The 25,303-nt window shown below is 71.3% G+C and carries 30 protein-coding genes and 1 pseudogene; 17 read left to right on the forward strand and 14 right to left on the reverse strand.

The features are described from left to right. Positions 1-9: 9 nt before the first annotated feature. The 3 genes from ABZY45_RS06715 to groL all read left to right on the forward strand — a co-directional run bounded on the left by ABZY45_RS06715 (position 10) and on the right by groL (position 2,869). Positions 10-285 carry a MoaD/ThiS family protein gene (locus ABZY45_RS06715; RefSeq protein ID WP_145804483.1) on the forward strand — a complete coding sequence of 92 codons (276 nt, stop codon included), beginning with the start codon at positions 10-12 and terminating at the stop codon, positions 283-285. 435 nt (positions 286-720) lie between these two features. Further along, positions 721-927 (forward strand): cold-shock protein, encoded by a 207-nt coding sequence (locus tag ABZY45_RS06720; RefSeq protein ID WP_003967346.1) that lies wholly within the window; start codon positions 721-723, stop codon positions 925-927. A gap of 319 nt (positions 928-1,246) precedes the next feature. Continuing rightward, positions 1,247-2,869 (forward strand): chaperonin GroEL, encoded by a 1,623-nt coding sequence (gene groL / locus ABZY45_RS06725; RefSeq protein ID WP_327116111.1) that lies wholly within the window; start codon positions 1,247-1,249, stop codon positions 2,867-2,869. Positions 2,870-3,406: 537 nt separating this feature from the next. Here the strand turns inward: groL and ABZY45_RS06730 are convergent. Both ABZY45_RS06730 and ABZY45_RS06735 read right to left on the reverse strand, forming a co-directional pair. Next, positions 3,407-4,297, reverse strand: coding sequence for a hypothetical protein (locus ABZY45_RS06730; protein ID WP_356736883.1), 891 nt, complete (start codon positions 4,295-4,297; stop codon positions 3,407-3,409). A gap of 346 nt (positions 4,298-4,643) precedes the next feature. Then, a complete protein-coding gene (locus ABZY45_RS06735; protein WP_356736885.1) occupies positions 4,644-5,282 on the reverse strand; it encodes a helix-turn-helix domain-containing protein in 639 nt (212 codons plus the stop codon). A gap of 59 nt (positions 5,283-5,341) precedes the next feature. On the opposite strand from ABZY45_RS06735, the gene ABZY45_RS06740 reads away from it, so the two are divergent. Continuing rightward, positions 5,342-6,295, forward strand: a complete 954-nt coding sequence (locus tag ABZY45_RS06740) for an NAD(P)-dependent alcohol dehydrogenase (RefSeq protein WP_356736887.1) — start codon at positions 5,342-5,344, stop codon at positions 6,293-6,295. 19 nt (positions 6,296-6,314) lie between these two features. On the opposite strand, the pseudogene ABZY45_RS06745 reads toward ABZY45_RS06740, so the two are convergent. The 3 genes and pseudogenes from ABZY45_RS06745 to ABZY45_RS06755 form a co-directional block, all read right to left on the reverse strand. Continuing rightward, a pseudogene (locus ABZY45_RS06745) lies at positions 6,315-6,499 on the reverse strand (haloacid dehalogenase type II); the annotation flags it as partial. A gap of 83 nt (positions 6,500-6,582) precedes the next feature. Beyond that, positions 6,583-6,849 carry a DUF397 domain-containing protein gene (locus ABZY45_RS06750; RefSeq protein ID WP_356736889.1) on the reverse strand — a complete coding sequence of 89 codons (267 nt, stop codon included), beginning with the start codon at positions 6,847-6,849 and terminating at the stop codon, positions 6,583-6,585. Beyond that, a complete protein-coding gene (locus ABZY45_RS06755; RefSeq protein ID WP_356736891.1) occupies positions 6,830-7,672 on the reverse strand; it encodes a helix-turn-helix transcriptional regulator in 843 nt (280 codons plus the stop codon). The genes ABZY45_RS06750 and ABZY45_RS06755 overlap by 20 nt, the downstream gene beginning before the upstream one ends. 118 nt (positions 7,673-7,790) lie before the next feature. Between ABZY45_RS06755 and ABZY45_RS06760 the strand changes: the two genes are divergently transcribed. Both ABZY45_RS06760 and ABZY45_RS06765 read left to right on the forward strand, forming a co-directional pair. After that, positions 7,791-8,030 carry a hypothetical protein gene (locus ABZY45_RS06760; protein WP_356738691.1) on the forward strand — a complete coding sequence of 80 codons (240 nt, stop codon included), beginning with the start codon at positions 7,791-7,793 and terminating at the stop codon, positions 8,028-8,030. Then, complete coding sequence (locus ABZY45_RS06765) at positions 8,020-8,253, forward strand: hypothetical protein (protein WP_356736893.1); 234 nt, start codon at positions 8,020-8,022, stop codon at positions 8,251-8,253. Before ABZY45_RS06760 ends, ABZY45_RS06765 begins: the two co-directional genes overlap by 11 nt. A gap of 19 nt (positions 8,254-8,272) precedes the next feature. On the opposite strand, the gene ABZY45_RS06770 is transcribed toward ABZY45_RS06765, so the two are convergent. Then, positions 8,273-9,289 (reverse strand): hypothetical protein, encoded by a 1,017-nt coding sequence (locus ABZY45_RS06770; RefSeq protein ID WP_356736895.1) that lies wholly within the window; start codon positions 9,287-9,289, stop codon positions 8,273-8,275. Between the two features lie 241 nt (positions 9,290-9,530). On the opposite strand from ABZY45_RS06770, the gene ABZY45_RS06775 reads away from it, so the two are divergent. After that, entirely contained in the window at positions 9,531-10,136 is a 606-nt protein-coding gene (locus tag ABZY45_RS06775) for a Uma2 family endonuclease (RefSeq protein ID WP_356736897.1), read from the forward strand. Between the two features lie 89 nt (positions 10,137-10,225). Here the strand turns inward: ABZY45_RS06775 and ABZY45_RS06780 are convergent, their stop codons facing one another. The 5 genes from ABZY45_RS06780 to ABZY45_RS06800 all read right to left on the reverse strand — a co-directional run bounded on the left by ABZY45_RS06780 (position 10,226) and on the right by ABZY45_RS06800 (position 14,560). Further along, positions 10,226-10,576, reverse strand: coding sequence for a PRC-barrel domain-containing protein (locus ABZY45_RS06780; RefSeq protein WP_356736899.1), 351 nt, complete (start codon positions 10,574-10,576; stop codon positions 10,226-10,228). 193 nt (positions 10,577-10,769) lie between these two features. Continuing rightward, entirely contained in the window at positions 10,770-10,940 is a 171-nt protein-coding gene (locus ABZY45_RS06785; RefSeq protein ID WP_104787922.1) for a hydrophobic protein, read from the reverse strand. 114 nt (positions 10,941-11,054) lie between these two features. After that, on the reverse strand, positions 11,055-12,563 hold the full coding sequence (locus tag ABZY45_RS06790; RefSeq protein WP_356736901.1) for a PTS transporter subunit EIIC: 1,509 nt from the start codon (positions 12,561-12,563) through the stop codon (positions 11,055-11,057). Positions 12,564-12,598: 35 nt separating this feature from the next. Continuing rightward, complete coding sequence (murQ, locus tag ABZY45_RS06795) at positions 12,599-13,561, reverse strand: N-acetylmuramic acid 6-phosphate etherase (RefSeq protein WP_356736903.1); 963 nt, start codon at positions 13,559-13,561, stop codon at positions 12,599-12,601. Between the two features lie 81 nt (positions 13,562-13,642). After that, the gene (locus ABZY45_RS06800; protein ID WP_356736905.1) at positions 13,643-14,560 is read right to left on the reverse strand and encodes a MurR/RpiR family transcriptional regulator; all 918 of its coding nucleotides are present in this window, start codon (positions 14,558-14,560) and stop codon (positions 13,643-13,645) included. A gap of 102 nt (positions 14,561-14,662) precedes the next feature. On the opposite strand from ABZY45_RS06800, the gene ABZY45_RS06805 reads away from it, so the two are divergent. After that, a complete protein-coding gene (locus ABZY45_RS06805; protein WP_356736907.1) occupies positions 14,663-15,031 on the forward strand; it encodes a hypothetical protein in 369 nt (122 codons plus the stop codon). Continuing rightward, a complete protein-coding gene (locus ABZY45_RS06810; RefSeq protein ID WP_356736909.1) occupies positions 15,028-15,300 on the forward strand; it encodes a DUF4031 domain-containing protein in 273 nt (90 codons plus the stop codon). The genes ABZY45_RS06805 and ABZY45_RS06810 overlap by 4 nt, the downstream gene beginning before the upstream one ends. Here ABZY45_RS06810 and ABZY45_RS06815 read toward each other — a convergent pair. Further along, entirely contained in the window at positions 15,251-16,486 is a 1,236-nt protein-coding gene (locus ABZY45_RS06815; RefSeq protein WP_356738693.1) for a Cmx/CmrA family chloramphenicol efflux MFS transporter, read from the reverse strand. The two genes, ABZY45_RS06810 and ABZY45_RS06815, sit on opposite strands and share 50 nt — an antisense overlap. A 163-nt stretch (positions 16,487-16,649) precedes the next feature. Further along, complete coding sequence (locus ABZY45_RS06820; protein WP_356736911.1) at positions 16,650-17,294, reverse strand: hypothetical protein; 645 nt, start codon at positions 17,292-17,294, stop codon at positions 16,650-16,652. Positions 17,295-17,386: 92 nt separating this feature from the next. Between ABZY45_RS06820 and ABZY45_RS06825 the strand changes: the two genes are divergently transcribed. From ABZY45_RS06825 to ABZY45_RS06850, 6 genes are all read left to right on the forward strand, one after another. Further along, positions 17,387-18,136 carry a 5-oxoprolinase subunit PxpA gene (locus ABZY45_RS06825; RefSeq protein ID WP_356738695.1) on the forward strand — a complete coding sequence of 250 codons (750 nt, stop codon included), beginning with the start codon at positions 17,387-17,389 and terminating at the stop codon, positions 18,134-18,136. Continuing rightward, positions 18,133-18,795, forward strand: coding sequence for an allophanate hydrolase subunit 1 (locus ABZY45_RS06830; protein ID WP_356736913.1), 663 nt, complete (start codon positions 18,133-18,135; stop codon positions 18,793-18,795). The genes ABZY45_RS06825 and ABZY45_RS06830 overlap by 4 nt, the downstream gene beginning before the upstream one ends. Continuing rightward, positions 18,792-19,652: a biotin-dependent carboxyltransferase family protein gene (locus ABZY45_RS06835; protein ID WP_356736915.1), complete on the forward strand. Its 861-nt coding sequence runs from the start codon at positions 18,792-18,794 to the stop codon at positions 19,650-19,652. The genes ABZY45_RS06830 and ABZY45_RS06835 overlap by 4 nt, the downstream gene beginning before the upstream one ends. Positions 19,653-19,852: 200 nt before the next feature. Further along, a complete protein-coding gene (locus ABZY45_RS06840) occupies positions 19,853-21,283 on the forward strand; it encodes a lipase family protein (protein WP_356736917.1) in 1,431 nt (476 codons plus the stop codon). A gap of 176 nt (positions 21,284-21,459) precedes the next feature. After that, positions 21,460-22,149 carry a copper homeostasis protein CutC gene (locus tag ABZY45_RS06845; RefSeq protein WP_356736919.1) on the forward strand — a complete coding sequence of 230 codons (690 nt, stop codon included), beginning with the start codon at positions 21,460-21,462 and terminating at the stop codon, positions 22,147-22,149. A gap of 20 nt (positions 22,150-22,169) precedes the next feature. Beyond that, positions 22,170-22,352 carry a hypothetical protein gene (locus ABZY45_RS06850; RefSeq protein ID WP_356736921.1) on the forward strand — a complete coding sequence of 61 codons (183 nt, stop codon included), beginning with the start codon at positions 22,170-22,172 and terminating at the stop codon, positions 22,350-22,352. A gap of 67 nt (positions 22,353-22,419) precedes the next feature. Here ABZY45_RS06850 and ABZY45_RS06855 read toward each other — a convergent pair whose 3' ends face one another. Next, a complete protein-coding gene (locus ABZY45_RS06855; RefSeq protein WP_356736923.1) occupies positions 22,420-24,480 on the reverse strand; it encodes an ATP-binding domain-containing protein in 2,061 nt (686 codons plus the stop codon). A 361-nt stretch (positions 24,481-24,841) separates the two neighbouring features. On the opposite strand from ABZY45_RS06855, the gene ABZY45_RS06860 reads away from it, so the two are divergent. Continuing rightward, the gene (locus tag ABZY45_RS06860) at positions 24,842-24,925 is read left to right on the forward strand and encodes a zinc-binding dehydrogenase (RefSeq protein WP_356738697.1); all 84 of its coding nucleotides are present in this window, start codon (positions 24,842-24,844) and stop codon (positions 24,923-24,925) included. Positions 24,926-25,060: 135 nt separating this feature from the next. Further along, positions 25,061-25,252, forward strand: coding sequence for a hypothetical protein (locus tag ABZY45_RS06865; RefSeq protein ID WP_356736925.1), 192 nt, complete (start codon positions 25,061-25,063; stop codon positions 25,250-25,252). Positions 25,253-25,303 lie beyond the last annotated feature (51 nt).

Here is a 25,303-nt window from a genome sequence, read left to right on the forward strand (position 1 = left end):
GGCACCCACATGAGCGTCAAGGTCCGTATCCCCACCATCCTCCGCACCTACACGGGCGGTCAGGCCGAGGTCCCGGCGGAGGGGGCGACCCTCTCCGAGGTCATCGCGTCCCTGGAGCAGAACCACCCGGGGATCGGTGCCCGTGTCCTGGACGACCAGGGCAAGCTGCGCCGCTTCGTCAACGTCTACGTCAACGACGACGACGTGCGCTTCGAGGGCGGTCTGGACGCGGCCACGCCGGACGGCGCCGGCGTCTCGATCATCCCGGCCGTCGCCGGAGGCTGACGGACCGGGGCCGGGGGTCCCGACTGCGATGTGTGACCGGGGTGGCCCCCTCCGCGAGAGAAGCGGAGGGGGCCATTCTGCATGGTTGAGCACGGTACAGTTGGGGAAGCCCCCGCTGCCGCCCGTGCCACCCGCATATGAGAATGCGCCCGGCCGCGTCAAGAAGCAGCCAAAGTACGTGAGCTCCTTGCGCCATAAGTGGCCTTTGTCAGGCCCGAGTTGCCCAGGATCCTCACGAAATCCCCCCTTCCGGGCGTTCACGTGTGCCCAGAATTCTCGTCCGATTGACCTGTTGCAGAGGGCAGTTGGGCAGATACATTCGGCCGCGGTCGACGCGTTCCGGCGCACGCCACCCTCTCCTGTCGGAGGGTGAGTTCTGACCCGGGCCCGCGAAGTGCGGCGCTCGTGCAAGGGCCAGTAATAGGGGAGTTAGGCATGGCTCAGGGCACCGTCAAGTGGTTCAACGCGGAGAAGGGGTACGGCTTCATCGCGGTCGACGGTGGTGCGGATGTTTTCGTCCACTACAGCGCGATCCAGATGGACGGGTACCGCACCCTCGAAGAGGGTCAGCGAGTTGAATTCGAGATCTCGCAGGGCCAGAAGGGGCCGCAGGCGGACATGGTCAAGCTCGCCGTCGGCTGAGCTCGGCGCGGTCGGCCAACGACGCTACTCACACACGCGGGGCCCGTACTCCCACCGGGGTACGGGCCCCGCGTGCGTCCCCGTGCACCGCTCAGGGTCCCCGCGGTTGTCCACAACGGGAGAGACACGCTTGCACTCGCAGGGGTCGAGTGCTAATCATTGGCGTTAGCACTCTCCAGGTGAGAGTGACAGAACTTAGGACCGGGCCGGTGAGGCCCGCACGCTTGCCGGGGCAAGGAACCGGTGAGCACGCTGGCCGTCCGTCGCGGGCGCCTCTCGGTCCGGAGAAATCCACCCCTGTCCGGGAGGACCACTTCACATGGCCAAGATCATCGCGTTCGACGAGGAGGCACGGCGCGGTCTCGAGCGCGGGATGAACCAGCTCGCCGACGCCGTCAAGGTCACCCTCGGCCCCAAGGGCCGTAACGTCGTCCTCGAGAAGAAGTGGGGCGCGCCCACGATCACCAACGATGGTGTTTCCATCGCCAAGGAGATCGAGCTCGAGGACCCGTACGAGAAGATCGGTGCGGAGCTGGTCAAGGAGGTCGCCAAGAAGACGGACGACGTCGCCGGCGACGGTACGACCACCGCAACCGTTCTCGCCCAGGCGCTCGTCCGCGAGGGCCTGCGCAACGTCGCCGCCGGTGCCAACCCGATGGCCCTCAAGCGGGGCATCGAGAAGGCCGTCGAGGCCGTCTCCGCCGCTCTGCTGGAGCAGGCGAAGGACGTGGAGACCAAGGAGCAGATCGCTTCGACCGCCTCCATCTCCGCTGCCGACACCGAGATCGGCGCCAAGATCGCCGAGGCGATGGACAAGGTCGGCAAGGAAGGCGTCATCACCGTCGAGGAGTCCCAGACCTTCGGTCTGGAGCTGGAGCTCACCGAGGGTATGCGCTTCGACAAGGGCTACATCTCGGCGTACTTCGCCACCGACATGGAGCGCATGGAGTCGTCCTTCGACGACCCGTACATCCTGATCGTCAACTCCAAGATCAGCAACGTGAAGGACCTCCTTCCGCTGCTGGAGAAGGTCATGCAGTCGGGCAAGCCCCTGCTGATCATCGCGGAGGACGTCGAGGGCGAGGCTCTGTCGACGCTGGTCGTCAACAAGATCCGTGGCACCTTCAAGTCCGTCGCCGTCAAGGCTCCGGGCTTCGGTGACCGCCGCAAGGCCATGCTCGGCGACATCGCCATCCTCACCGGTGGCACCGTCATCTCCGAGGAGGTCGGTCTCAAGCTGGAGAACGCCGGCCTGGACCTGCTCGGCACCGCCCGCAAGGTCGTCATCACCAAGGACGAGACGACCATCGTCGACGGTGGCGGCGACAGCGACCAGGTTCAGGGTCGCGTCAAGCAGATCCGTGCCGAGATCGAGAACTCCGACTCGGACTACGACCGCGAGAAGCTCCAGGAGCGCCTCGCGAAGCTGGCCGGCGGCGTGGCCGTCATCAAGGCCGGCGCCGCCACCGAGGTGGAGCTCAAGGAGCGCAAGCACCGCATCGAGGACGCGGTGCGCAACGCCAAGGCCGCCGTCGAGGAGGGCATCGTCGCCGGTGGTGGCGTGGCTCTGCTCCAGGCCTCGGCCGTCTTCGAGAAGCTCGACCTGACCGGTGACGAGGCCACGGGCGCCAACGCCGTGAAGCTCGCGCTGGAGGCCCCGCTCAAGCAGATCGCCGTCAACGGTGGTCTCGAGGGTGGAGTCGTCGTCGAGAAGGTGCGCAACCTGCCGATCGGTCACGGCCTCAACGCCGCGACCGGCGAGTACGTCGACATGATCGCCGAGGGCATCATCGACCCGGCGAAGGTCACGCGCTCCGCCCTGCAGAACGCCGCGTCCATCGCCGCGCTCTTCCTCACCACCGAGGCCGTCATCGCCGACAAGCCGGAGAAGGCCTCCGCGGCCGCTCCGGGCGGCATGCCGGGCGGTGACATGGACTTCTGATCCTCGGATCGGAGCTCCACGCAGCCTCGGCTGCACCCGTAGTACGCGTACGACGCCGGCCCCCGGGAGAAATCCCGGGGGCCGGCGTCGTACGTCCGTGTCCTTGTCCAGGCGTGGGTGTTCCAGGTCGAAGTGGACCCGGGGGATGTTGCGCTTGGGGGACTTGGAGAAGTCGACGCCGCCCATGACGCAGGTCTTGTTCTCGCCCGCGATGTTGCGGGGCAGCTGTAGTCGCCCTGCGTGTAGGACTCCATGTAGGCGTCCCCATCTGCTTCGGCGTCCAGCTCGCGTGCTCCGTGCTCAGCGGCCACCGCGCGATGTCGTCGCTGCTGACGAGGGGCCGGAAGTCGATCTGCGCCTGGGCCGGCGTGCAGGCTCCGTTGGGCGAAGGGTGCTCGACCGACTGCGGTTCCGAGTTGACCTTCAGCGGGGCGTCGAGGATGTAGATCCCGTCGTCCTCCACGATCCGTACGCCGATGACGACGCCGATGATGAGGGTGAGGGCGGGGAGGGCTGAGGGTTTCCTCCCGGCTGGGCTCAGCGACGGCCCCGGGCCCACGCCGTCCTGTCCGAGCGGGGCACCAGGCCCGCCCGAACCGAGGCCATCCGCTCCTGCACCCCGTCGGTGGGTACGGCGCCGTGCGGACCTGTGGGCTCATGGGCGGCTTCGCCCCGGCACCCCGCGCAGAGTCCGCCCGCCAGGGCCTCGGGGCTGCCTGGCGCGCGGCACTCCCCGCATTCCAGCGTGAGCAGCGCCGTCCGCCTCTCCGGGGCCGGGCGGTGCGGCGGCAGCTTGTCGGCCAGCCGCCTGCGGATCAGTGAGGCCGCGTGATGCACGGGCACGGGGAGCCCGTCGGTCAGGGCGTGCAGCAGCTCGGCGTCCGTCGCGCCCCGCTCGAACCACTCGGCGACCTGCGGCTCCAGGCTCGCGCACTCCGCCGCCGACAGGCTCAGGGCGGCTGCGGTACGCCCCAGGGCGGCCAGCAGCACGAACGCCCGGGAGCGTGAGGGCCGGCGGGGCGTCTCCGGGGGCACGTCACCCCGGGCGAACGCGGCCCACCACTCGTCGTCCCGCGCGGTCCGTGAGAAGAACGTGCGGGTCACCCAGAGCATCACCTCGTCGGTGGCGACGCACTCGCTGCCCCGGCGCAGATGCCCGGCTGCCTGGAGCCTGTTGAGCGCGGTCCGCAGGGCGCACTGCCCGTACGGGAGGATCTTCGCCAGCGTCTTCACGGAGATGTCGGACCCGTCCGGCAGTCGGTCGATGTACGACGCGATGGCGGCCTCGCGCGGTGGCAGATGCCCGAAATCGTCAGCGGCTCGGGGGCGCTGGTCCGGGGCGGATCGCTTGCCGTAGCCCGGGTTGGCCATGGGGTGCGTGCGTCCGTGCTGGGGCGAGGGGGCGGCACTAAGCTGGGTGACAGTCATTTAGGTCGGGGCTTTCGATCTAGGTGGTCAGACCCCTGTCCGGTGTTGGCGCACCGGCGGGGGTCGTTCTGTGTCATTGCGCACGCTAGAGCGTCGTCACGATCCGTGGCAAGTCGGTCACGAAACGTCAGTCGTTCGTGGTGAGGAGGGGAGGGCGGGCGGGAAAAGGCCCTCCCAACCGATCCTCTGAAAGAGCGCTCGGACTCCAGGACTTGAGCTCCGGGGGTCAGCCTCCTCGCCCACGACGCCTTCTTTCGCTGCTGCTTCCTGATGACGGCCACGAGACGCAGGCTCGCCTTGGAACTGCGCCACGGGGCCCGCGCCGCATCGTGCGGCGGCGCGGATCCTACGAGGACATCCGGTCGAGTCCGAGCGGTGCGGGGGGCGGCAGAGGGGCTGCCGCCTCGGCGCGGAAGGACTGGAGGAGATAGCCGACGAGCCTCCGGGACGCGGCGGGTGCGTCGTCGCCGGCCCCCGCGATGGCCCCGCTGTTGGCCAGGATCAGCAGCGTGAAGTCCCGCAGGTCGAAGTCCGGGCGCAGTCGCCCGCTCTCCTTGGCCCGCCGGATCAGCAGGGCCAGGCCCTCCTCGGCGCGGTCACGCTCCACGGCGTACTCGGCGTGGTCCGGGAACTGGGAGAGGAACGCCTGGGTGAAGCCCCGCTCCGTCGCCTGCATCATGCAGACGTCCTCGACGACGGAGCAGAACCCGCGCCACGGGTCCGGATCGGCCAGCCCTTCGTGCAGGACACCCACGCAGTGGGCGAGCTGTTCGGCGAAGGCCTCGGACACCAGCGCGGCGCGTGTCGGGAAGCGCCGGTAGAGCGTGGCCACCCCGACCTTCGCACGCCGGGCGATCGCCGCCATGGGCACGTCGATCCCATGGAGGGCGTACGCCTCGCGGGCCGCGACGAGGATGCGCTCGCGGTTCTCCCGGGCATCGGAGCGCAGTGTCCCGGAGGCTTTCCGAGAGGTCTGATCAGGCATGTTTCTCACTTCGCTTCAAATGGACGGTGCCATCCACTTACCCGTTTAGCGTGGGACGTATGGACGACATGCGCGCAGCGCTCCACGACAGCTACGGCCCTCCCGAGGTGCTGTACGAAGCCCGGGTCCCCGTCCCGGAACTCCGACCGGGCGAGGTGTTGGTCCGTGTCCACGCGCTGAGCGTCAACGGCGGTGAGCTGTACGGCCGGGCCGGACGCGCCCGCCTGGTGACGGGCAGCCGTTTCCCCCTGCGTACGGGAATGGACTTCGCGGGGGAGATCGCCCGCGTGGACGGCGGGGTGAAGGGGCTGCACGAGGGGGATCGGGTGTGGGGCCTCCTGGGGCGCAGGTTCGGCAGCGCCGCGGAGTACGTCGCGGTCCGGCCCCGTCAGCTCTCCTACGCACCGGCGAACGTCTCGCTCGTCGAGGCCGCGTCGCTGCCCGCCGGGACGACAGCCATCACCGCGCTGGAGACCAAGGCCCGTCTGAAGGCGGGCGAGCGCCTGCTCGTGCGCGGCGCCGCCGGAGGGGTGGGCAGTGTCGCCGTACAGCTCGGCAAGGCGCTGGGGGCCCAGGTGACCGGGCTGGCCGGCGGGAAGAACCTCGACTTCGTACGGGAGCTGGGAGCCGACGCGGCATTCGACTACAGGACCACGGTCCCTGACGACCTGGGCCCCTTCGACGTCGTCCTGGACACGGTCGGCACCGAACACCGGGCCTTCCGGCGGCTCCTGGCTCCCGGCGGACGCATGGTCTCGATCGCCTTCGACATCGACCATCCGGCCGCGAGCCTCTCCTGTCTGCTCGCCTCCACCGTCCACGGACCGCGCCGGGTCCGCTTCTTCAGCGGGAACCCGAAGCACGACCTCTTCGCGAAGCTGGCCACCTACGTGGAGAGCGGCGCCATCCGCCCCGTCGTGGACACCGTCCACGAACTCTCCGACATCGCCGCCGCCCACCGGGCGCTGGAGGCGGGGGGTGTGCGGGGGAAGCATGTGGTGCGGGTGGTGTGACGTGCCCAGCCGGGCAGCCTCAAGCCGACTCCAGTGGCCCCGCCAGGTCGGCCAGGCCGTGCGCGTGCAGGTCGAACCGGTCCGTCGCGGTGGGTGGGTCCCCGCGGGGTGGGCGACGTAGGCGGTGCCGAGGCCGACCGCCTGTGCGCCGCGCAGGTCCCAGGCGTGCGCGGCGACCATCAGGAGCCGCTCGGCAGGCCCGCCGTACGCGGCCACGGCCGGCGGGTCGACCGCGGAGTCCCTCCAGCTCTGCCACGGAAACGCCTCCTCGGCGGGACGCGGGGCGGCTACGGCCGCTTGAGGCCGGCGACGAACGCGGACCAGGCTGCCGCCCGGAACACGAGCGCCGGGCCGTCCGTCATCTTGGAGTCGCGGACGGGGACGATGTGGGGGAGGCCGTCGGCGACTTCGAGGCAGTCGCCGCCACTGCCACCGCTGTAGGTGGACTTGCGCCAGGTGGCGACCTCGAGGCAGTTGCCGCCGCTTGCGTCGCTGTACGACGACTTGCGCCACGTGGCAGCGGAGAGGTCGTAGTCAGAGCTGCTGATCTTCATGAGCCTCATCCTCCGCCACGGACTGGACCAGAGCCAGGGACGCACCTGGGGATAGCGCGCTGGCCACCAACAGATCGTAGTTCAGTTCATGTGCGTGGACCGTCAGTGGTTCGTCCAGGAGCTGCCCTGACCCGAGGCTGTCCAGGTAGGCGAGCGGCGGAGCGTCCGCGAACGCCATCAGCTTGAGACCTCCACCCATTGCGGCATGCCCGCCCGCAGAGAATGGCAGGACCTGAAGGATGATCCTGTGCTGTCGCGCGAGGTTGCAGACGTGGCGCAGTGCCTCAGCCATCACGAGCTGTCCGCCAACGACTCGGCGGAGTACAGCTTCGTCGAGCACCACCCACAACATGGGCTCGGTTGGATTGGTGAGGAGCTGCGCTCGCTCCAGCCGTGCCGCCACCAATTCATCGATGAGTTCTTCGGTGGCTGTCGGGCGACCCGCCCGGAACACCGCCCGCGCGTACGCCTCGGTCTGCAACAGCCCGGGGATCAGCAGAGGTGCGTACTCCCGGATCGCGATCGCCAGGCGTTCCGCCTCCGCCGCCTCCGCGAAGTGGTCCGGGTACTTCGACTTCTTCAGGGCCGCGCAGTTCCGTACGAAGAAGCCGTCCGCGCCCAGTACCTCGTCCAGCTTCTGGGCCTGGTCCAACTGCATGCGCCGGGTGCCGGATTCGAGTTGGCCGACGAAGGAGCCGCTGACGAAGAGCGGGGTGCCCAGATCCTCCTGCGAGAGGCCCGCCGCCTCCCTGCGGTGGCGGAGTTCGGCGCCCAGGAGGGCGCGGGGCGAGGAGGAGGGATCGAGCTTCTTGGGTCCGGGCAAGGCGTCTCCCAGTGGCACACGTGCGGATGTTGGAACTGCACCTCTTCCACGGTAGCGACGAATTGGCCACGCTGAGTAGGCATAGTCACTACTCAGCGTGGAAATGGGGAAGATCATGATGACGGCTACGGAACGGCGCAAAGAGGCGGCGGGCAGAGTGCGGGCGGCGGAGGATGCGGTGGCGCGGCTGCGGGCGGGTCTCGCGGGGGTCGGTGTGAAGCTGCCGTCGCTGCGCATCGACCCGGTGTCCTGCGCGGGGAACGAGCCCAGCCCGCTCGTCGATCTCGGCCGGTGCTCGATCGAGACGGCACTGCGGCTGAGCGCACAGCTGGAAGCGGCGGCGGCACATGACAGTTGAAGGCCTGGAGCCGTGTAGGCCGGAGCCCGGGACGTTCGCCATGGACGGACGTGACGGCAGGGTGGGCCGGGTGATGGGCCGCGTCGGCCCGTACGTGCAGCTGCGTCCGCCGGGTGGCGGCCCGGAGTGGGACTGCCCGCCGGAGGCCGTCAGGCCCGCCCCGCCGGGACTCGTCCTCCGGGCGCGGGTGACGGAGATCAACCGCGAGGGGCGGCTGCCCTGACGGGGCCGTGCCGGCGGAGTCAGGACCGGGAGGCCGCCGTGACCGCCGTCCGCCGCTCCCGGTCCGCGACGAGCCGCTGGTGGAGTGCCGCGAAGGTGGTGTGCGCCGGTGGCAGCGTCAGGGCACCTGTGAGCAGCAGGGCGACGGCGATCGGGACGAGGAGCCCGGCGACGTACGCGGCGTAGGTGTTGTCCGGGCCCCGGTCCAGGAAGAGCGAGACCGTGCCGGCGCGCAGGGGCCGGGCGGCCTGATGGAGCAACAGACAGACGGCGACGGTGATCCCACCCAGGGGGAGCGCGACGGCCACGGTGCGGAACCAGGCGGCTGCCCCGCCCCACACCAGGGACCAGGAGCGTCGCAGCGCGGCCACGGGGGCGAGCCCCTCCGTCGCCGCGACTGCCGGGGCCAGGGTCCAGCTGAGCCGGAGCACCAGCGCGGTCAGTACGCCCAGCAGAGGCGGACCGTAGCGCAGGAGGACGAACAGGTCGGGGTGCTCCCACTTCGGCACGATCACCGTGTGTTCCCTGAACAGGGTGGTGGTGAACGTCTCCTCCACCAGGACACCGAGCACCACCGGCACCCACACGCACACTCCGCGCAGGGCGTACACGCCCAGGACCGCGCGGAAGCGGCCGTGCGCCCGGACGGCGGCGGTCTGGATCGCGGCGCATCCGAGGTGGAGCAGGAGGATGAGGAACGGGAGGCAGGCGAGGAGGATGAGCCACAGGGTGTTCACGCGGCTGCCGTCGGGGGCGTAGGAATCCTCGTCGATACGGGCCTGTATCGCGCCCTGGCGCATCGCGGTGAACTCGGGCCAGGCGACGACGAATCCCACGACGGCCAGCAGCAGTCCGCCCAGGGTGACCAGGCCGGCGACGCGGGCCGCCCGGCCGTGGAGTCGGCCGCCGTCGCGGCGCATGACGGCGAGCGCCGTGCGGACGACACCGCGTCGCGGCCCGCACGCCTCTTCGGCCGGCCGCTCCTCGCCCGGGGCCGCTGAGTGTGGGCCGTCGGCACCCGCCCGGCCGTTCGTCATGTCTGCCCGCCTGTCGCTGCCCGGGGTCCTGCCCACCGGTCGAAGATCAACGTCTGGGGTGTGAGATGCGGGGGAGCCGGGGGCCGGTTCCTCGGCCGGCCTGGCGCCGAGCCCGCAGGGACACCTGCGGAGAGGTCCCTGCGAGCGTCACACGATCGTGGGACGCTGAGGTGAAGCGGCGGACTGCCGTGAAGAAGTCGATCTACGCTCCCACGCACGGCCACAGGAGGAGGAACCTGCGATGACCGCCGCGATGGTCGAAAGCGATCAGGGCTCTGAAGGCCGCCCGTGGGACTACCTGCTGCGCACCTGGCAGGAACTGGACGTGCCCGAGGGGTGGCGCGCCGAGATCGACGAAGGGCAGATCGTCTTGGTACCGCCGCCTCACGCGCACCACAACGGCATCGCCGAGATGGTGCAGCGTGTTCTGTACCGGGGCCTCCCTGATGAGCTGGGGATCTACCAGACGCTCGGTGTGCACGTCGCGCCTCTCGACAAGCTGTACGTCCCGGACCTGGTGGTGATGCCGAGAGAGCTGATCGCGGCCGCCGACCCGGAGACCAGCGACCCACTGGACGCGTCCGAGGGACTTCTGATCGTCGAGATCACCTCCAAGGGGAACGCCCGGGAGGACAGGACGAAGAAGTACCACGCGTATGCGCGGGCCGGGGTCCCGATGTATCTGCTGCTGGACAGGTTCGACACACGCGGTGCGATGGCGACGCTGTTCACCGAGCCGAACGAGGACGGGACGTACAAGCGCTCCGACCCCGTGCCCTTCGGAAAGCCGCTCGTGCTGCCGGAGCCCTTCGACGTCACCCTGCCCACGGCGGATTTCCCGGCCTGAGCGCACCGGGCACACACAGCGCACACATGGCGGCGGGGCCGGCTCCTTGATGGAAGCCGACCCCGCCTCTGTGCGCGTGCGTCGCGTACTCAGATGCGGTAGCTGTCGTAATAGGTGCCGACCTGGGCGTGATAGCCCGGGTCACCCGCATGCTTGTGCTTGTCGAACTCCGGGGAGTCCTTGATCTGGTCCTTGGTCAGGTCGACGAATATCGTCCGGTGCTCCGTGTCGATCCCCTTGACCGTGCCTGCCGGGAGCAGGACGCTCTTTCCGAAGATCCAGACACCGGTGTCGACGACGATGTAGGCGGAGCCCACCTCGTCGGAGTGCTTGTCGACCTTGCCGATGCTTCCGTCCGTCGCCTCGACCGAGAATCCGGTCAGGTCGGCGCCCGCGGTGTGCCCGCTCGTAGGCTGGTAGCCCCACAGGTTGTCACTCATATCTGGCTCCTTCCTCGACGGTTCATTCGGCGCGGCAAATCCCCCTTGTGAGGGGGCTTTTCGCCGCTCACTCATCGGTTGCCCCGGCTTTTTCGGTCCACACATGGGACTTTCGGAGAAATGCGGAAAACGCGGGTGGCGCAGGGCTCGAAAGCCCTGCGCCACCCGCGTTTATTGCTGGTCGTCAAGTTGTTTACCAGCGGTACCACCGGCCGCGCTTACCACCGCTGGCCGCCGGGCGGACGAAGAACCCGATAAGCCAGACCACAAGTACGATCACGGCGATCCACCAGAGTGCCTTGAGTGCGAAACCGGCACCGAAAAGGATCAGGGCGAGCAGAAGAACGAGAAGCAGGGGAACCATTGTTATCAACCTCCGAGACCTCTGGTGCCCGGCGATCCTTTTCCTACACACACGTGTTCGTGAGGAAAATTTCTAGGACTTTCCGTGACCGCACGAACACGAACAGGCGTTCGCTCAGACCCCTGCGGGTTCCTTCGCCGAGGTGCCGCCCGACGCGGCGGCCGGTCCGGTGGCGGCCACCGTGGAGGGGACGGGTTCCTGGGAGACGTTGAACTCCGTCAGCAGCGCCTTGCTGAAGCCGAAGAAGTACGTGGCGACGAAGCCGGCCACATAGCCGACGAGCAGGCCGCCCGCGTAGACGGCGATCGTGGAGCCGAGGCCGTGGTTGCCGTCCAGGAGCGGGAACAGCGCCCAGCCGGACGGGCCGATGGCGGTCGAGCCGACCGAGTCGCCGAGCTGGTTGAACAGGCCCACGAAGCCGCCGCCGAACGCGCCGCCCACACAGGCCGTGACGAACGGGCGGCCCAGCGGGAGTGAGACGCCGTAGATCAGGGGTTCGCCGACGCCAAGGAGGCCTGCGGGCATGGCGGACCTGATGGTCTTGCGGATCGACTCGTTGCGCGGGAGGCGGAGGTAGACCGCGGCCGCCGCGCCGACCTGGCCGGCACCGGCCATGGCGAGGATCGGGAGCAGGACCGTGAAGCCCTGCTGTTCGATCAGGGTCGTGTGGATCGGGATCAGGGCCTGGTGCAGGCCCAGCATCACCAGGGGCAGGAAGAAGCCGCCGAGCAGGAAGCCCGCGCCCGCGCCACCCGTGGAGAGCAGCCAGTCGGCGAAGGTACCGATGGCGGAGGAGACCTCACCGGCCACGTACATCAGGCCGAAGATCGTGACGAGGCCGGAGATCAGCACCGTGAGCGTCGGGGTGACGAGGACGTCCAGCGCCTCGGGCACCCAGCGGCGGCACCACTTCTCGACGTACACCGCGAGGACCGCCGCACCGAGCGCGCCGAGGACGCCGCCCTGGCCGGGAGAGAGGGTCTGGCCGAAGGCGTCGATGTTCGCGACGCCGGGGAAGACGATGATCGCCGCGACCGCACCGCCGAGGATCGGTGTGCCGCCGAACTCCTTCGCGGTGTTGTAGCCCACGAAGACCGCGATCAGGGCCATGAAGCCGGAGGCCATCGCCGCCAGGGCGGGGGTGACGGAGGTGAGCCAGCCGAGGTTCACCAGCAGGCCGTTGAGGCCGGCGATGATGCCGCAGCCGATCAGGGCGGGGATCAGCGGGACGAAGATGTTCGCGATCTTGCGCAGGAAGAGCTTGAAGGGGGTGGCGTTCTTCGCCTTCTGCTGTGCCTTCAGCGCCGCGCCCTTGCCGGCCAGCTCCTCGGCGGTGTGGACGGCGGGGGCCTCGGACGCGCGGCCCTCCTCGACCAGCTGCTCGAACTCCGGGGTGACCCGGGCGACGGTGCCCGGGCCGAGGACGATCTGGTAGGTGTCGTCCTCGACCACGCCCATGACGGCGGGGACCGCCTTCAGGGCCTCGTCGTCGACGAGGGAGCGGTCGTGCAGGCCCAGGCGGAGCCGGGTCATGCAGTGGGCGATCGAGCTGACGTTCGCGGCGCCACCGACAAGCGGCAGGATCGCGGCGGCGGTGGCGCGGTTCTTGTCTTCAGTAGCCATGGTGCGTGGTGCCTTGCTGTGCGGGGAGTGGTGCGTCAGGTGGTGCGGACGGCCGCGAGGGCGGCGCGGAGGTGGCCGTGGGAATCGGCCAGGAGCGTGGCGGCGGTGGGGCCGTCGACCCCGCCGAGGATGGTGAGGATGGCGTTCTTCACCTCACCGTCGGTGGCGGCGAGCGCCACCTCGATCTCCTCGTCGGAGGCGCCGGTGGCGAGGGAGACGATCCGGCGGGAGCGGGCACGCAGCTTCTCGTTGGACGCGCGTACGTCGACCATGAGGTTCCCGTACGTCTTGCCGAGCCGGATCATCGTGATCGTCGAGAGCATGTTCAGGACGAGCTTCTGCGCCGTGCCCGCCTTGAGGCGGGTGGAACCGGTGAGCAGCTCGGGGCCCACCACGATCTCCAGGCCGTGTTCGGCGGCGGCGGCGAGCGCGGAGTCGGCGTTGCAGGAGAGGCCGATGGTGAGCGCGCCCTGCGCGCGGGCGTGCTCGACGGCCCCGATGGCATACGGAGTGCGGCCGGAGGCGGAGATCCCGACCACGGTGTCCTCGGCGGTGAGGCCCAGTTCGTCCAGATCGGCCGCGGCCAGCTCCTTGCTGTCCTCGGCGCCCTCGACGGCCTTGACCATGGCGGACGGGCCGCCCGCGATCAGGCCGACGACCTCGGACGGGTCCGTGTTGAAGGTGGGAGGGCACTCGCTGGCGTCGAGCACGCCGAGGCGGCCCGCCGTGCCCGCGCCCGCGTAGATCAGCCGGCCGCCGCGCGCCATGCGCTCGGCGGTGGCGTCGATCGCGGCGGAGATCTGGGGCAGCTTCTCCGCGACGGCGGCGGGGACGGTGGTGTCCTCGCCGTTCATGATGCGGGCTATCTCCTGGGTGGGCAGCTGGTCGATCTCGGCGAGCTCCGGCCGGAACGCCTCGGTGGTGAGGGTGGCGAGCTCGGCGCGCAGTTCGCCGTAGCCGCCGGGGGTGGCGGCGTCGGCGTCGGTGGTGGAGGACATGGACAGCGGCTCTGCTTTCTCGTGCTCGTACGGCTCTGCGGGTGCGGGGCTGTGGGTGCGGGGCTGTGGGTGCGGGCCGGGTCAGCGGCTGCGCGGGGTGTGGCGGTGGGCGAGCGCCTCGTACGACGCGGAGAGGGCCGGTGCGGCCGTCTCGTACGTGCGCTGGGCGACGCCTATGAACAGGCAGTCCACGACGAGGAGCTGGCTCGTGCGGCTCGACATGGCGGCGGGCCGCAGCTCGCTCTCCCGGGCGGTGGAGGTGGTCAGCAGGTGGTCGGCGTACTGCGAGACCGGTCCGTCGGGGCGGCCCGTGATCGCGATCGTGGTCGCGCCGCGGTCGAAGGCGACGCGGAGGGGCTCGATGACATCGCCCGTGGAGCCGGAGTGGGTGATCGCGATGGCCACATCACCGGAGCGGAGCTGCACCGCGTTGGTCACGGCGAGGTGCGGATCCATGTGGGCGTGGGCTATCAGACCGATGCGGAGCAGCTTCTGCGCCAGGTCCTGACCGACGAGCGAGGACGCCCCGACGCCGTAGATGTCGATGCGGCGGGCGGTCGATGCGGCGGCGACCGCGGCCCCGAGCTGCACCGTGTCGAGACCTGCGGCGGTGTCGGCGAGGGTCTGCTGCTCGTCGTAGGCCAGCTTCGCGACGACGTCCGCGATCGGGTCGTCGACCGCGATGTCGGCGGTGACGGCGGGCGCCCGGCCGGACTGCTGGTGCGCGGCGAGCCCGGCGAGCGCGAGGCGCAGATCCCGGTAGCCGGGATAGCCGAGGAGGCGGGCGGTGCGGACGACGGTCGCCTCGCTGGTGCCGGTGAGCTCGGCGAGACCGGTGACGGTGAGGGCGGCGCACCCGGCGGGGTCACCCGCGACCGCCTCGGCGACCAGCTGCATCGAGCGGGTCATGGAGGGCGCAAGGGTCCGCACCTTGGCGGCCAGGGCGGCGGGTGCGGGCGGCGAGTCCGCGCTGAAACTTTCCTTCACGTCATTGGTCACACATGAAAGATATTTTCACGACGAAACCTCGTCAACCCCCCTTTGGTCCCTACCTCTGAAGGATCACGTCAGGAGCCGCCGAAGGCGGGAGACAATGGGGGCATGGAGTTGAACCGCCTGGAACAGGCACTGCACACCGCGCGTGCGCTGGTGATGGCCGACCTCGTCGCGGGTGACGTCGCCGAGGCCACGATCGTCTCGATGGTCGAGGACGCGGTGACCCACCGGCGGTGGTGGGTCGAGCAGTGGCCCGAGGGCGTGTCCTTCGTCACGGGACTGGTGGCACAGGACGTCCAGGACGCCCTGCTGGAGCCGTACGGCCGCTGGCCCCTGTGCCCCGTGTGTACGGAGGAGGGGCCGCACGCGCTGGACGTCGAGCCGGAGCTCGGTCCCGATCCGCACTGGGTCTGTACGAAGGCGACGGTGTCCGTCGCACCGGTGGGCTCGCTGGCACGGGTGCTCGGCCGGTGACCGTCTATATCGACCCGCCGACCTGGCCGGGGCACGGGCGCATGTGGTCCCACCTGGTCAGCGACGTGTCCTTCGAGGAACTGCACGCCTTCGCCGCCATGATCGGCTGCCCGCCCCGGGCCTTCGAGCGCGACCACTACGACGTGCCCGAGGTGCGATACGCGGACGCGGTGCGCGCCGGTGCGCGTGAGGTCGGGTCGAAGGAGATCGTGCGCCTGCTCACTGAGGCGGGGCTGCGGAGGCCGAAGGGGCGGCCTGCTCCGCGCTGACGGGCGCCTGCGCGCTCGCGGCGATCCGCCGGGAGGGCGTGCCGTCGCCGCGCAGCCGCAGGGAGACCGTCACGGCCGCCAGTCCGACCACCAGCATCGCGGCGCCCGCCCAGGCGGTGGCCTGGAAGCCGAAGTCCGCGTCGATCACCGTGCCGCCCAGCCACGGGCCGCTCGTGTTGCCCAGGTTGAACGCGGCCGTGGTCGTCGCCCCGGCCAGCGTGGGGGCCGCGCCCGCCACGTTGAACATCCGGGCGTTGAGCGCCGGAGCCGTGTAGAACGCGGACAGCCCGAGCAGGAACGCCAGGCCCACCACCGCGACCTGGTTCGACGCGAACAGGGCCAGCGCCACCAGGAAGACGGTCGAGGCGGCGATGCCGCTCAGCAGCACCCCGAAGAGGTGCGCGTCCGCGACCCGGCCGCCGATCGTCGTACCGATCAGCGCGCCCGCACCGAAGAGCGCGAGCACCCACGGCACCCAGCCCGAGCTCAGCCCCGCCACGTCCGTCAGCAGCGGCGCGAGATAGCTGAACGCGCAGAACACCCCGCCCGCGGCAAGCGCGGTGATCACGATCGACAGCCACACCTGGCGGTCCTTGTAGATCGCCAGCTCCCGCTTGAGCTGCGGCTTCTCGTCCGGCAGCGGGATACGCGGGATGCGGGTGACGACACCTACCAGGGCCACGGCGGACGCCGCGCCGACCGCCCAGAACGCCGAGCGCCAGCCGAAGCTCTCGCCGAGGAACGCGCCGAGCGGCACGCCCAGCACGTTGGCGATCGACAGTCCGCCGATCATCACGGCCATCGCCCTGGCACGCGCGTTCACCGGCACCATCGCGATGGCCACGGCCGCGCCGACCGCCCAGAAACCGGCGCACGCCAGCGCACTCACCACCCGGGAGACGAACAGCACCTCGTACGTCGGCGCCAGCGCGCCCGCGATCTGCCCCAGCCCGAAGACCGAGATCAGCGCGATGAGGGTCGTGCGGCGTGGCAGCCGCAGGGTCGCGACGGCGAGCAGGGGGGCGCCGATCACCATGCCGATCGCGAAGGCGGATATCAGCAGTCCGGCCTTCGGGATCGACACGTCCATGTCGGCAGCGATGGGCGGCAGCAGCCCGGACAGCATGAACTCACTGGTACCGAGGGCGAAGACCGAGAGGCCGAGGATGTAGACGGCCAGCGGCATGCGGCGGCTGGAGGCAGAGTCGGGCATGACAGTGCCCAACAGTGGCCGTTGTCCGGTCATTCCCGCGTCTCACTGGGTGAGAGGGGCGGTGGGGCAGTGGTTCAGTGGGTGCGCGAGCCGATCCGGCAGCGATTCGGTGGTGGCGTTCAGCGCGGGGTCGCGCTCAGTGGCTGAGGAGGTCCAGCTCGGTCGTCAGGTTCTGCCGGGCCCTCGGCTCCCACTCCGCCGCGCCGTAGGGCGTACGGAACAGCCTCGGCAGTTCCAGCAGCTGCCGCAGCACCGCAGACCGTCCCTCGCGGAAGGCGTCGTCGGGGACGAAGCCGTACTCCTCCCGGACCTGCGCCGCGTAGGCCGCGTACTCCTTCGGGGCCGCGGCGAGGATGGCGAGGTCCGCGTCGCACAGCACCTCGCCGTTGGTGTCACCGTCCGCGGGGTCGTGGGTGACGGTGAGCCGGACCAGCCGGGCGACCTCGGCCGTCGCCGTGTCGGGGAGACCCGCCTCGGGCAGGGCCCGCTCGGCGAGTGCGGCGCTGCGCTCCTCGTTCTCGGTGCGGTCGGGGCGGTAGACCGCGTCGTGGAACCAGACGGCAAGGCGCACCAGGTCCGGGTCGGCGGCATGGCCGGCCAGGGTGTCGACCCGGTCCAGGACCTGCGCCAGATGGGCGGTGGTGTGGTACCGCCGCTGGGGCTCGGCCCAGCGGTCCAGGAGATTGTCGGCGTACGGCAGGGGGTCGGGGCCCGGTGCGCCGCCCCTGGCGGCGACGAGGGCGTCCTGCCAGCGGACACGGAGCGCGGTGGCATCGGTCATGCAGCGACTGTAGAGCCGGTCGCGCCTTGTCGGGCGGGGTGGCCAGTCGTTAGCGTGCGGCCGTGACGGAACCGGCTGAATCCACGTACCTCATCGATCTCAACGCGGACCTGGGTGAAGGGTTCGGACGCTGGACCCTCACCGAGGACGAGGCGCTGCTGACCTGTGTCACCAGCGCCAACGTGGCCTGCGGTTTCCACGCGGGCGACGCCTCCGTGATGCGCAGGGTCTGCGACACGGCGGCGGAGCGGGGTGTGCGCATCGGGGCGCAGGTGTCCTACCGCGACCTCGCCGGCTTCGGGCGCCGCGCCATGGACGTACCGGCGTCCGAGCTCACGGCCGAGATCGCCTACCAGATCGGGGCCCTGCGGGTCTTCGCCGAGGCGGCCGGCGCGTCCGTCTCGTATGTGAAACCGCACGGCGCCCTCTACAACCGCGTCGTCCGGGACGAGGAGCAGGCCGCCGCCGTCGTCGAGGGGGTGCTGCTCGCGGGAGGCCGCCCGGCTGTGCTCGGGCTGCCCGGGTCGCGGCTGCTGGCCCAGGCGGAGGCGGCGGGCCTGACCGCCGTCGAGGAGGCCTTCGCCGACCGTGCGTACACCCCGCAGGGCACGCTCGTCCCGCGCGGTGAACCGGGCGCGGTGGTGCACGACGCGGACGAAGTCGTACGCCGCAGCGTCGGGATGGCGGTCGACGGCGCCGTGACCGGGGTGGACGGGAGCCGGATAGACGTCAGGGCGCGTTCCCTCTGTGTCCACGGCGACACCCCCGGTGCCGCGGCGCTCGCCCTGAGGGTCCGCACGGCGCTGGAGGAAGCCGGCGTCCGCGTACGGGCGTTCGCGTGAGCGGCGCCGGGGCCTCGGACCGCGAGAGCGGCATACGCGTGCTGAAGGCCGGACCCCGCGCCCTCCTGGTCGAACTTGCCTCGGGCGAGGACGCCGAGGCCCTCCACGCGGAGCTGCTGCGCCGCCGGGCCGCCGGCGAGCTCCCTGCCGTGGCCGAGATCGTCCCCGGCGCCCGGACGGTGCTCCTGGACGGGGTCGAGGACCGCACGCTCGCGGCGCGGCTGAAGTCGTGGACCGTACCGCCGCTGAGCCGTGGGGCGGGCGAGGCCGTCGAGATACCCGTCGTCTACGACGGCCCGGACCTCACCGACGTGGCCGAGGCGTGGGGCGTCGCCGTCGAGGAGGTGCCGCGCATCCACGCGCGTACGGAGTTCCGGGTGGCCTTCTGCGGTTTCGCCCCCGGGTTCGGATACCTCACCGGCCTGCCCGGTCATCTGAGCGTGCCGCGCCGTGCCACGCCCAGGACCCGGGTGCCGGCCGGGGCGCTGGCTCTGGCCGGGCCGTACACCGGGGTCTATCCACGGCCGTCGCCCGGCGGCTGGCAGCTCATCGGGCGGATGCCCGCGCCCGACACCCTGTGGGACCCGGCACGCGAACCGGCCGCACTGCTCGGCCCCGGGGCCCGGGTGCGCTTCGTGGCGGCGGAGGTGCGTGGGTGAGCGCGGGGATCGAAGTGGTCCGGGCGGGCGCCCTGACCACCGTGCAGGACGAGGGACGCAGCGGCTGGGCGCACCTCGGCGTACCCCGGGCGGGGGCCCTGGACGGGCCCGCCCGGCGGCTGGCCAACCGGCTCGTCGGCAACGCGCGTGACGCCGCGGTCCTGGAGACCATGCTCACCGGGTGCGCGGTCCGGGTCACGGGCGACCGGGCCGTGCTCGCCGTCGTCGGGGGCGCGGGGTGCCGGGTGACCGTGGACGGCCGCCCGGTCGCCTGGGGCGCGCCCGTGCGCGTACCGCCCGGGGCGGTCCTGGAGGCGGGGCCCGCGGTGCACGGGCTGCGCGGCTATCTGGCGTTCGCGGGCGGCCTGGTGCCCGAGCCGGTGCTCGGCAGCAGGTCCGCCGATCTGCTCTCCGGACTCGGCCCGCCGGTGCTGCGCGAGGGCGACCTGCTCCCGCTGGGTCCCGCGCGCGGGGCGCCGGCCGCTGACACCGTGCCCTGGCCGGGCGCGCCCGCCGAACTGGTGCTGCCCCTGCATCAGGGGCCGCGTGACGGCTGGTTCACGGAAGGCGCCCTGCGCACGCTGACGAGCGCCGCCTACCGGGTGTCGGAGCGGAGCAACCGCATCGGGCTGCGTACGGAAGGTCCCGCCCTGGCGCGCGCCAGGGACGGTGAACTGCCCAGCGAGGGAATGGTGCTGGGCGCCGTACAGGTGCCGCCTGACGGGCTGCCCGTGGTGTTCCTCAACGACCATCCGACGACGGGGGGTTATCCGGTGGTCGGCGTGGTCGCGGAATCCGCGCTGGCCGGGGCGGCTCAGGCGGTTCCGGGGACACCGGTGAGATTCGTGCGGGCGTGACGGGAACGGCCGACGACCTGATGGCCGAGACGAGATCGGGCGGCGGCCGCGGTGAAGGGCTGGAGGGCGGGCGCGTGCGGGGGGCCGGGCCGCCCTCCCATTTCACGTTACCGAAGCGTAACTTACCGATGAGTTACCTCGGGTAACTCCTCGGTGCTAGCTTGCGCTCACCTTCATCGGAGCAGAACGAGGAGTGAGCCGTGAGTCCGCGCAAGACCACCCGTTCGAGCTCGACCGAGAACACCCCCCACGTTCCGGAACCCCTTCGGCGGGGACGCCGTGCGGGGCGTCTCGTCGCCGCTTCCGTGGCTGCGGCGGCCTGTCTGGCCTCAACGGCCCTCCCCGCCTCGGCTGCCGCGTCCTCGGCTGCCGCGTCCTCGTCCTCCGGGTCGGAGTCCGTGGTGTCCCGGGGTGTGACCATCCCCGCCTTCTACAACCCGCCCGCGCAGCTGCCCGCGACCGACGGAACCCTCGTCCGCACGGAGCCGCTGCCCCTCGGGCTGAGCCTGCCCGGGCTGGACGGCCGTCGGCTGCCCGGTACCGCTACGCGCCTGATGTACAAGTCCACCGACGCGGGCGGCGGCCCGGTCGCCGTCACCGGTGCGTACATCGAGCCGTCCGCCGCCTGGAAGGGCGGCGGCCCGCGCCCGCTGGTCGCGCTGGCCTCGGGGACGATGGGGCAGGGCGACCAGTGCGCCCCCTCGCTCTCGCTCCAGCACCCTTTGATCATCGGCGCGGGCACGGTGTCCATCGGCTACGACAACCTCGCGGTCTACCGCTTCCTGGCCGCAGGTGCCGCCGTCGTCGTCACCGACTACGCCGGCCTCGGTGCCACCGACCGGCTCCACACCTACGTCAACCGGGTTGACGAGGGCCACGCCCTCCTGGACGCGGCCCGCGCCGCCCGTTCGGTCGCCGGCACCTCGCTCACCCCCGAATCCCGGGTCGGCCTCTACGGCTACAGCCAGGGCGGTGGCGCCAGCGCGTCGGCGGCCGAACTCCAGCCCTCGTACGCCCCCGACGTCAACCTGGTGGGCACCTACGCGGGGGCGCCGCCCGCCGACCTCACCGAGGTCATGAAGGGCATCGACGGCAGCGCCCTGGCCGGGGCGCTGGGCTGGTCCATCAACGGCTTCGCCCAGACCGACCCCTCGCTCCGGCCGGTGATCGACGCGCACACCAACGACGTCGGCAAGGCGGCCCTGAAGGACATCTCGACCATGTGCGTGGGCGACGCGATCCTCGGCTACGCGTTCACGAACTCCAGGAAGTGGACGGCCGACGGCGCGTCCCTCGCCGAGATCATCGCGGCCGAGCCGAAGCTGCAGGCGGTCCTGGACCGGCAGCGCATCGGCAATCTGAAGCCGACGACCCCGGTCCGGCTGGCGACCGGCGTCCAGGACGACATCGTGGGCCACAAGCAGGCGAGGCAGCTCGCGGTGGACTGGTGCCGCAAGGGCGCGAGCGTGACGTACGAGGCTGTGCACCTGCCCGACCTGGGCGACAAGATCCTCACCAACCACCTCGCCCCCTACCTCACCGACCAGGGCAGCGCCGTGTCCTGGATGACCGACCGGCTCTCCGGCGAGAAGGCCTCCTCCAACTGCTGGTCGATGCCGATCCAGCCCTGACGTCCCACCCCCGTGACCCATGAGGCCGCGGCGTGTCCGTTCCGCGGATGCCGCCGCGGCCTCGCGTATGTTCACGCATGCGTTCCCCCGGGAAGCTGCGCGCCGGGGGGCAGGCCCGTAGTCTGGTTATTGGACTAGACCTGTAGTCCGTAGCCGCTCCGAGGGAATGGAACACCATGAGCAACCGTGCAGTCCTGGAGGTGATCGCCCTCGACGCGGAGGACGCGGTCGCGGCGCAGGCGGGTGGTGCGGACCGCCTCGAACTGGTCACCGACATGGCGGCCGACGGCCTGACCCCGTCGGTGGCGACCTTCTTGGAGATCAGGGCCGCCGTCGACATCCCGCTGCGGGTCATGCTCAGGGTCACGGACGGCTTCGCCGCCGGTGACATCGGCGTCCTGGTGGAGAAGGCCCACGCCATGCGCGCCGCGGGCGCCGAGGAGTTCGTCCTCGGGTTCCTCGACGAGGACGGCCACGCGGACCTGGTGGCCGTCGAACGGCTCGTGGCCGAGGTGAACGGCTGCCACTGGACCTTCCACCGCGCCATCGACCGCGCGGCCGACCGCGACGTGCTGCGCAAGCACCTCGCGGACCTGCCGGGGCTGGACACCTACCTCACCGCGGGCTCGCCCGACGGTGTCGACGCGGGGATGGACACCCTGCTGGCCGAGGCGGAACGCTCGGACCTGCCTGGTTACGAGCCGCAGATCATGGTCGGCGGCGGCCTGCGCCTGGACCACCTGCCGCGCCTGCGCGCCGCGGGCATCGAGGCCTTCCACATCGGGGGCGCGGCGCGGCCGGGCGGCTGGGACGGCCCGGTGGACGAGGCGGCCGTACGGGAGTGGCGTGTGGCGCTCGGGGGCTGAGATGGCCGTACGGGAGTGGCGTGTGGCGCTCGTCTCTGGACGACGAGTCCGGAGCGGCGAGGGACAGGCAGGCGGCGGGCCGGGCGGTCGCGGGCGGAAGTGGGCGGAAGTGGGCGGGCGAAGACGTGCGTACGGCGATCCGCACCATGCAGGCCGTGGTGGTGGCGGTCACCGTCGCCACCACCACGGCGGTGACCGCCTGACCTGACCTGACCTGACCTGGCGTGACCAGTCCGGATCTCCGGTTCGCTTCGGAGGCGGGCGCGCCCGCTAGCCGAGTTGCTCCGGCAGCGGCGCGGCGTGAAGGACCACGAGGCCCGAGACCGCGCGGGTCAGCGCCACGTACAGCCGGCGCAGACCGGTGCGCTCGTCGGGCTCGCCGTCGACCACGGCCGCCGGTTCGTCCAGGACCACGTAGTCGTACTCCAGGCCCTTCGCCAGCGAGGCCGGGACGAGAGTCAGCCGGGAGTCGGCGGTCGTCTCCTCACCCGGGGAGAGGACCGTGTGGCCCGCCGCGGCGAGAGCCGCAGCCAGGGCGGGGATACGGGCGTCGGCGGCGATCAGGCCGGTCGAGCCCTCGTGGCGCAGCGACTCCTCGCACGCCGCGACCACGGCCGCGTCCAGCGCGGCCGCCTCGGTCACCTGCCGTACCGAGAGCGAGCCGGGCGTCTCACGCACCGACTCCACCGGGGCGAGACCGGGGGAGATGGCAGGGAGCAGCCGGGAGGCGTAGGCGATCACCTCGCGCGGCACGCGGAAGCCCGCCGTCAGCTCCTCCACCACCGCGTCCGCCTTGCCGAGATGGAACAACGCCTGCTCCCAGCTCTGTGTCGACCACGGCGTCGTCCCCTGCGCCAGGTCGCCCAGCACCGTCGCCGAGCCGGTCGAGCAGCGGCGCCCCACCGCGCGGTACTGCATGGGGGACAGATCCTGGGCCTCGTCGACGACCACATGGCCCAGCGAGTGGGTCCGGGCCACGAGGTCGGCCGCCTCGTCGATCAGGACCGCGTCCGCCGCCGTCCACTTCGCCGACTTCACGCTGCGGGCGGGCTTGGCCATCAGCACGTGCTTCTGCTCCTCGTCGGTGAGGAGTCCCTCCGCGTGCGTGGCGAGGAAGTCCGCGTCCGTCAGGAGCCGCAGCACGAGCTTCGCCGGGTCCACGGCCGGCCAGATCGCCTTAACGGCCGCCTTCACCGCGGGATTGCGCGCCACCGAGTTCTGCACCCGGTCGTCCGGGGCCTCGCCCGCCTCCTCCATCCGTACGAGGACGGCGTGAGCGATGCGCTGCGGAAGGGCCTCGTGGGCGGCGCCGTACCGCATGTCGCGGGCCAGCAGCTCGTTCACCATCTCCTCGACCTCGTACGCCGGTACCCGCCAGCGACGGGAGCCACGCACCACCACGACCGGCTCCGTGGGGGGTGTGACGTGGGAGCGGATCGCCCGCCGCAGGACCTCCGCCATGCGGGCGTCGCCCTTGACCACGGCGGAGGCCGACTCGTCCGTGCCGCGCACCTCTACGCGTGCGGCCACCAGGTCCTCGACGGTGGCCTGCTTGACCTCCAGCTCGCCGAGGGCGGGCAGCACCTGCTCGATGTAGTGGAGGAACGAACGGTTCGGGCCGATGACGAGAGTGCCCGTACGGGCCAGCCGCTCGCGGTGCGCGTACAGGAGGAAGGCCACACGGTGCAGGCCCACGGCCGTCTTCCCGGTGCCGGGGCCGCCCTGCACGCAGACCGTCCCGCCGAGGTCGCCGCGGACGATCTCGTCCTGCTCCGGCTGGATCGTCGCCACGATGTCGCGCATCGGTCCGACACGGGGCCGTTCGATCTCCGCCTGGAGGAGCTTGCTGGTCTGCTCCTCCTCCGCCGGGTCGGTGAGGCGCTCGTCCTCGTACGCGGTCAGCTCGCCGCCCGTGTAACCGAAGCGGCGCCGGCGGTCGACGTCCAGGGGGTTGGTGCGGGAGGCCTGGTAGAACGGCTGGGAGACGGGGGCGCGCCAGTCGATGACCATGGGATCGCCGTGGGCGTCGTGGACATGTCGGCGCCCGATGTAGAACTGCTCTCCCTCCGAGCCCTCCGCCTTCTCGGCGCCGACCACGTGCGAATAGTCGAGGCGGCCGAAGAACAGCGGGGTGTGGGAGAGGTCGGCCAGCGCCTTGATGCGGTCGTCCATCTGGGCTTGCAGGACGGCGGCGTTGACCCAGTTCGCCGTGACGTCACGGATGTCGAGCGCCTGCACGTCCTCGCGCATGGCGCGCAGCGCGGCACGGGACGCGGCGAGGTGCGCCCGCTCCCTGACCAGTGGGTTGCTTGATTCTTCGTGCGCGGGCACGGTGTTGCCTCCGGCTTTTCGACGCAGGACGGCGGACAGGGCGCACCGCCCGGTCCGCTCGGGGACGTTCACACACGGATGCGCACGCGGGTGGGCGCGTGCGGTTCCTGTCGGCCGGTTTCCGTCCGGTCGGCGGCGCTCCCCCGGCTGCCGGCCGCTCAGAGAGGCGGGCCGGTACCACGGTGCGGGAGGCGGGCAGACCGGCGATTGTATAGGCCCCCGCCGCGGGGGGCGACCGAATAGATCGTGGTCCCCGCCGTCCTGCGCCGTTGCGGGCTACCGGTCTTCGGACCCGTCCCGGTAGGCGCCGCTGCCGGTTACCGGCCTTCGGGCCCGTCCGCTACGACCCACCGTCGACCGGGTGTTCGGCCTCGACGACATCGTGGCCGCGCACGAGTACCTGGAGCAGGGCCATCAGGTCGGGAAGATCGTCGTCACCGTCTGAGCAGGGGAGCCGCGGCCCGGACGCGGCATCGGTCCCGTAGGGGACGGCGTCAGCCCTGCGGGATACCCGCGTGTGCACGCGCTTCCGCCCGCAGGCCGATGCCGGGGTACGGGCGGGCGGAGCACCATGGAGTGCATGAGCACCCTCTATCTGGACCCCCGCAGGACCGGGCCCGCGCACGGCGCGACCGCGGCCTCCGGTCACCCGCACAGCCACCGCACAGGGGACGCGGTGCGCGCCGTGTCGGTCTTCGTGCGCACCGCGTTCGGTGTGGCCGTCCTCGGTGAGTACGCGGAGGAGGCGGGCCTCGTCCGCCGCCGCCGCTGAACCCGGACCGGCCGGCTCCGTGCCCGGCCCGGCGCGTCCTCCGCCGGACCC

Source organism: Streptomyces sp. NPDC006516, assembly GCF_040611875.1.
Lineage (GTDB): Bacteria > Actinomycetota > Actinomycetes > Streptomycetales > Streptomycetaceae > Streptomyces.

Bases quoted from the DNA above. Each gene is read 5' to 3' on its own strand.
- ABZY45_RS06715 (WP_145804483.1), top strand. From the start codon at position 10: ATGAGCGTCAAGGTCCGTATCCCCACCATCCTCCGCACCTACACGGGC.
- ABZY45_RS06720 (WP_003967346.1), top strand. From the start codon at position 721: ATGGCTCAGGGCACCGTCAAGTGGTTCAACGCGGAGAAGGGGTACGGC.
- groL (WP_327116111.1), top strand. From the start codon at position 1,247: ATGGCCAAGATCATCGCGTTCGACGAGGAGGCACGGCGCGGTCTCGAG.
- ABZY45_RS06730 (WP_356736883.1), bottom strand. From the start codon at position 4,297: ATGACTGTCACCCAGCTTAGTGCCGCCCCCTCGCCCCAGCACGGACGC.
- ABZY45_RS06735 (WP_356736885.1), bottom strand. From the start codon at position 5,282: ATGCCTGATCAGACCTCTCGGAAAGCCTCCGGGACACTGCGCTCCGAT.
- ABZY45_RS06740 (WP_356736887.1), top strand. From the start codon at position 5,342: ATGGACGACATGCGCGCAGCGCTCCACGACAGCTACGGCCCTCCCGAG.
- ABZY45_RS06750 (WP_356736889.1), bottom strand. From the start codon at position 6,849: ATGAAGATCAGCAGCTCTGACTACGACCTCTCCGCTGCCACGTGGCGC.
- ABZY45_RS06760 (WP_356738691.1), top strand. From the start codon at position 7,791: ATGACGGCTACGGAACGGCGCAAAGAGGCGGCGGGCAGAGTGCGGGCG.
- ABZY45_RS06765 (WP_356736893.1), top strand. From the start codon at position 8,020: ATGACAGTTGAAGGCCTGGAGCCGTGTAGGCCGGAGCCCGGGACGTTC.
- ABZY45_RS06770 (WP_356736895.1), bottom strand. From the start codon at position 9,289: ATGACGAACGGCCGGGCGGGTGCCGACGGCCCACACTCAGCGGCCCCG.
- ABZY45_RS06775 (WP_356736897.1), top strand. From the start codon at position 9,531: ATGACCGCCGCGATGGTCGAAAGCGATCAGGGCTCTGAAGGCCGCCCG.
- ABZY45_RS06780 (WP_356736899.1), bottom strand. From the start codon at position 10,576: ATGAGTGACAACCTGTGGGGCTACCAGCCTACGAGCGGGCACACCGCG.
- ABZY45_RS06785 (WP_104787922.1), bottom strand. From the start codon at position 10,940: ATGGTTCCCCTGCTTCTCGTTCTTCTGCTCGCCCTGATCCTTTTCGGT.
- ABZY45_RS06790 (WP_356736901.1), bottom strand. From the start codon at position 12,563: ATGGCTACTGAAGACAAGAACCGCGCCACCGCCGCCGCGATCCTGCCG.
- murQ (WP_356736903.1), bottom strand. From the start codon at position 13,561: ATGTCCTCCACCACCGACGCCGACGCCGCCACCCCCGGCGGCTACGGC.
- ABZY45_RS06805 (WP_356736907.1), top strand. From the start codon at position 14,663: ATGGAGTTGAACCGCCTGGAACAGGCACTGCACACCGCGCGTGCGCTG.
- ABZY45_RS06815 (WP_356738693.1), bottom strand. From the start codon at position 16,486: ATGCCGCTGGCCGTCTACATCCTCGGCCTCTCGGTCTTCGCCCTCGGT.
- ABZY45_RS06820 (WP_356736911.1), bottom strand. From the start codon at position 17,294: ATGACCGATGCCACCGCGCTCCGTGTCCGCTGGCAGGACGCCCTCGTC.
- ABZY45_RS06845 (WP_356736919.1), top strand. From the start codon at position 21,460: ATGAGCAACCGTGCAGTCCTGGAGGTGATCGCCCTCGACGCGGAGGAC.
- ABZY45_RS06865 (WP_356736925.1), top strand. From the start codon at position 25,061: ATGAGCACCCTCTATCTGGACCCCCGCAGGACCGGGCCCGCGCACGGC.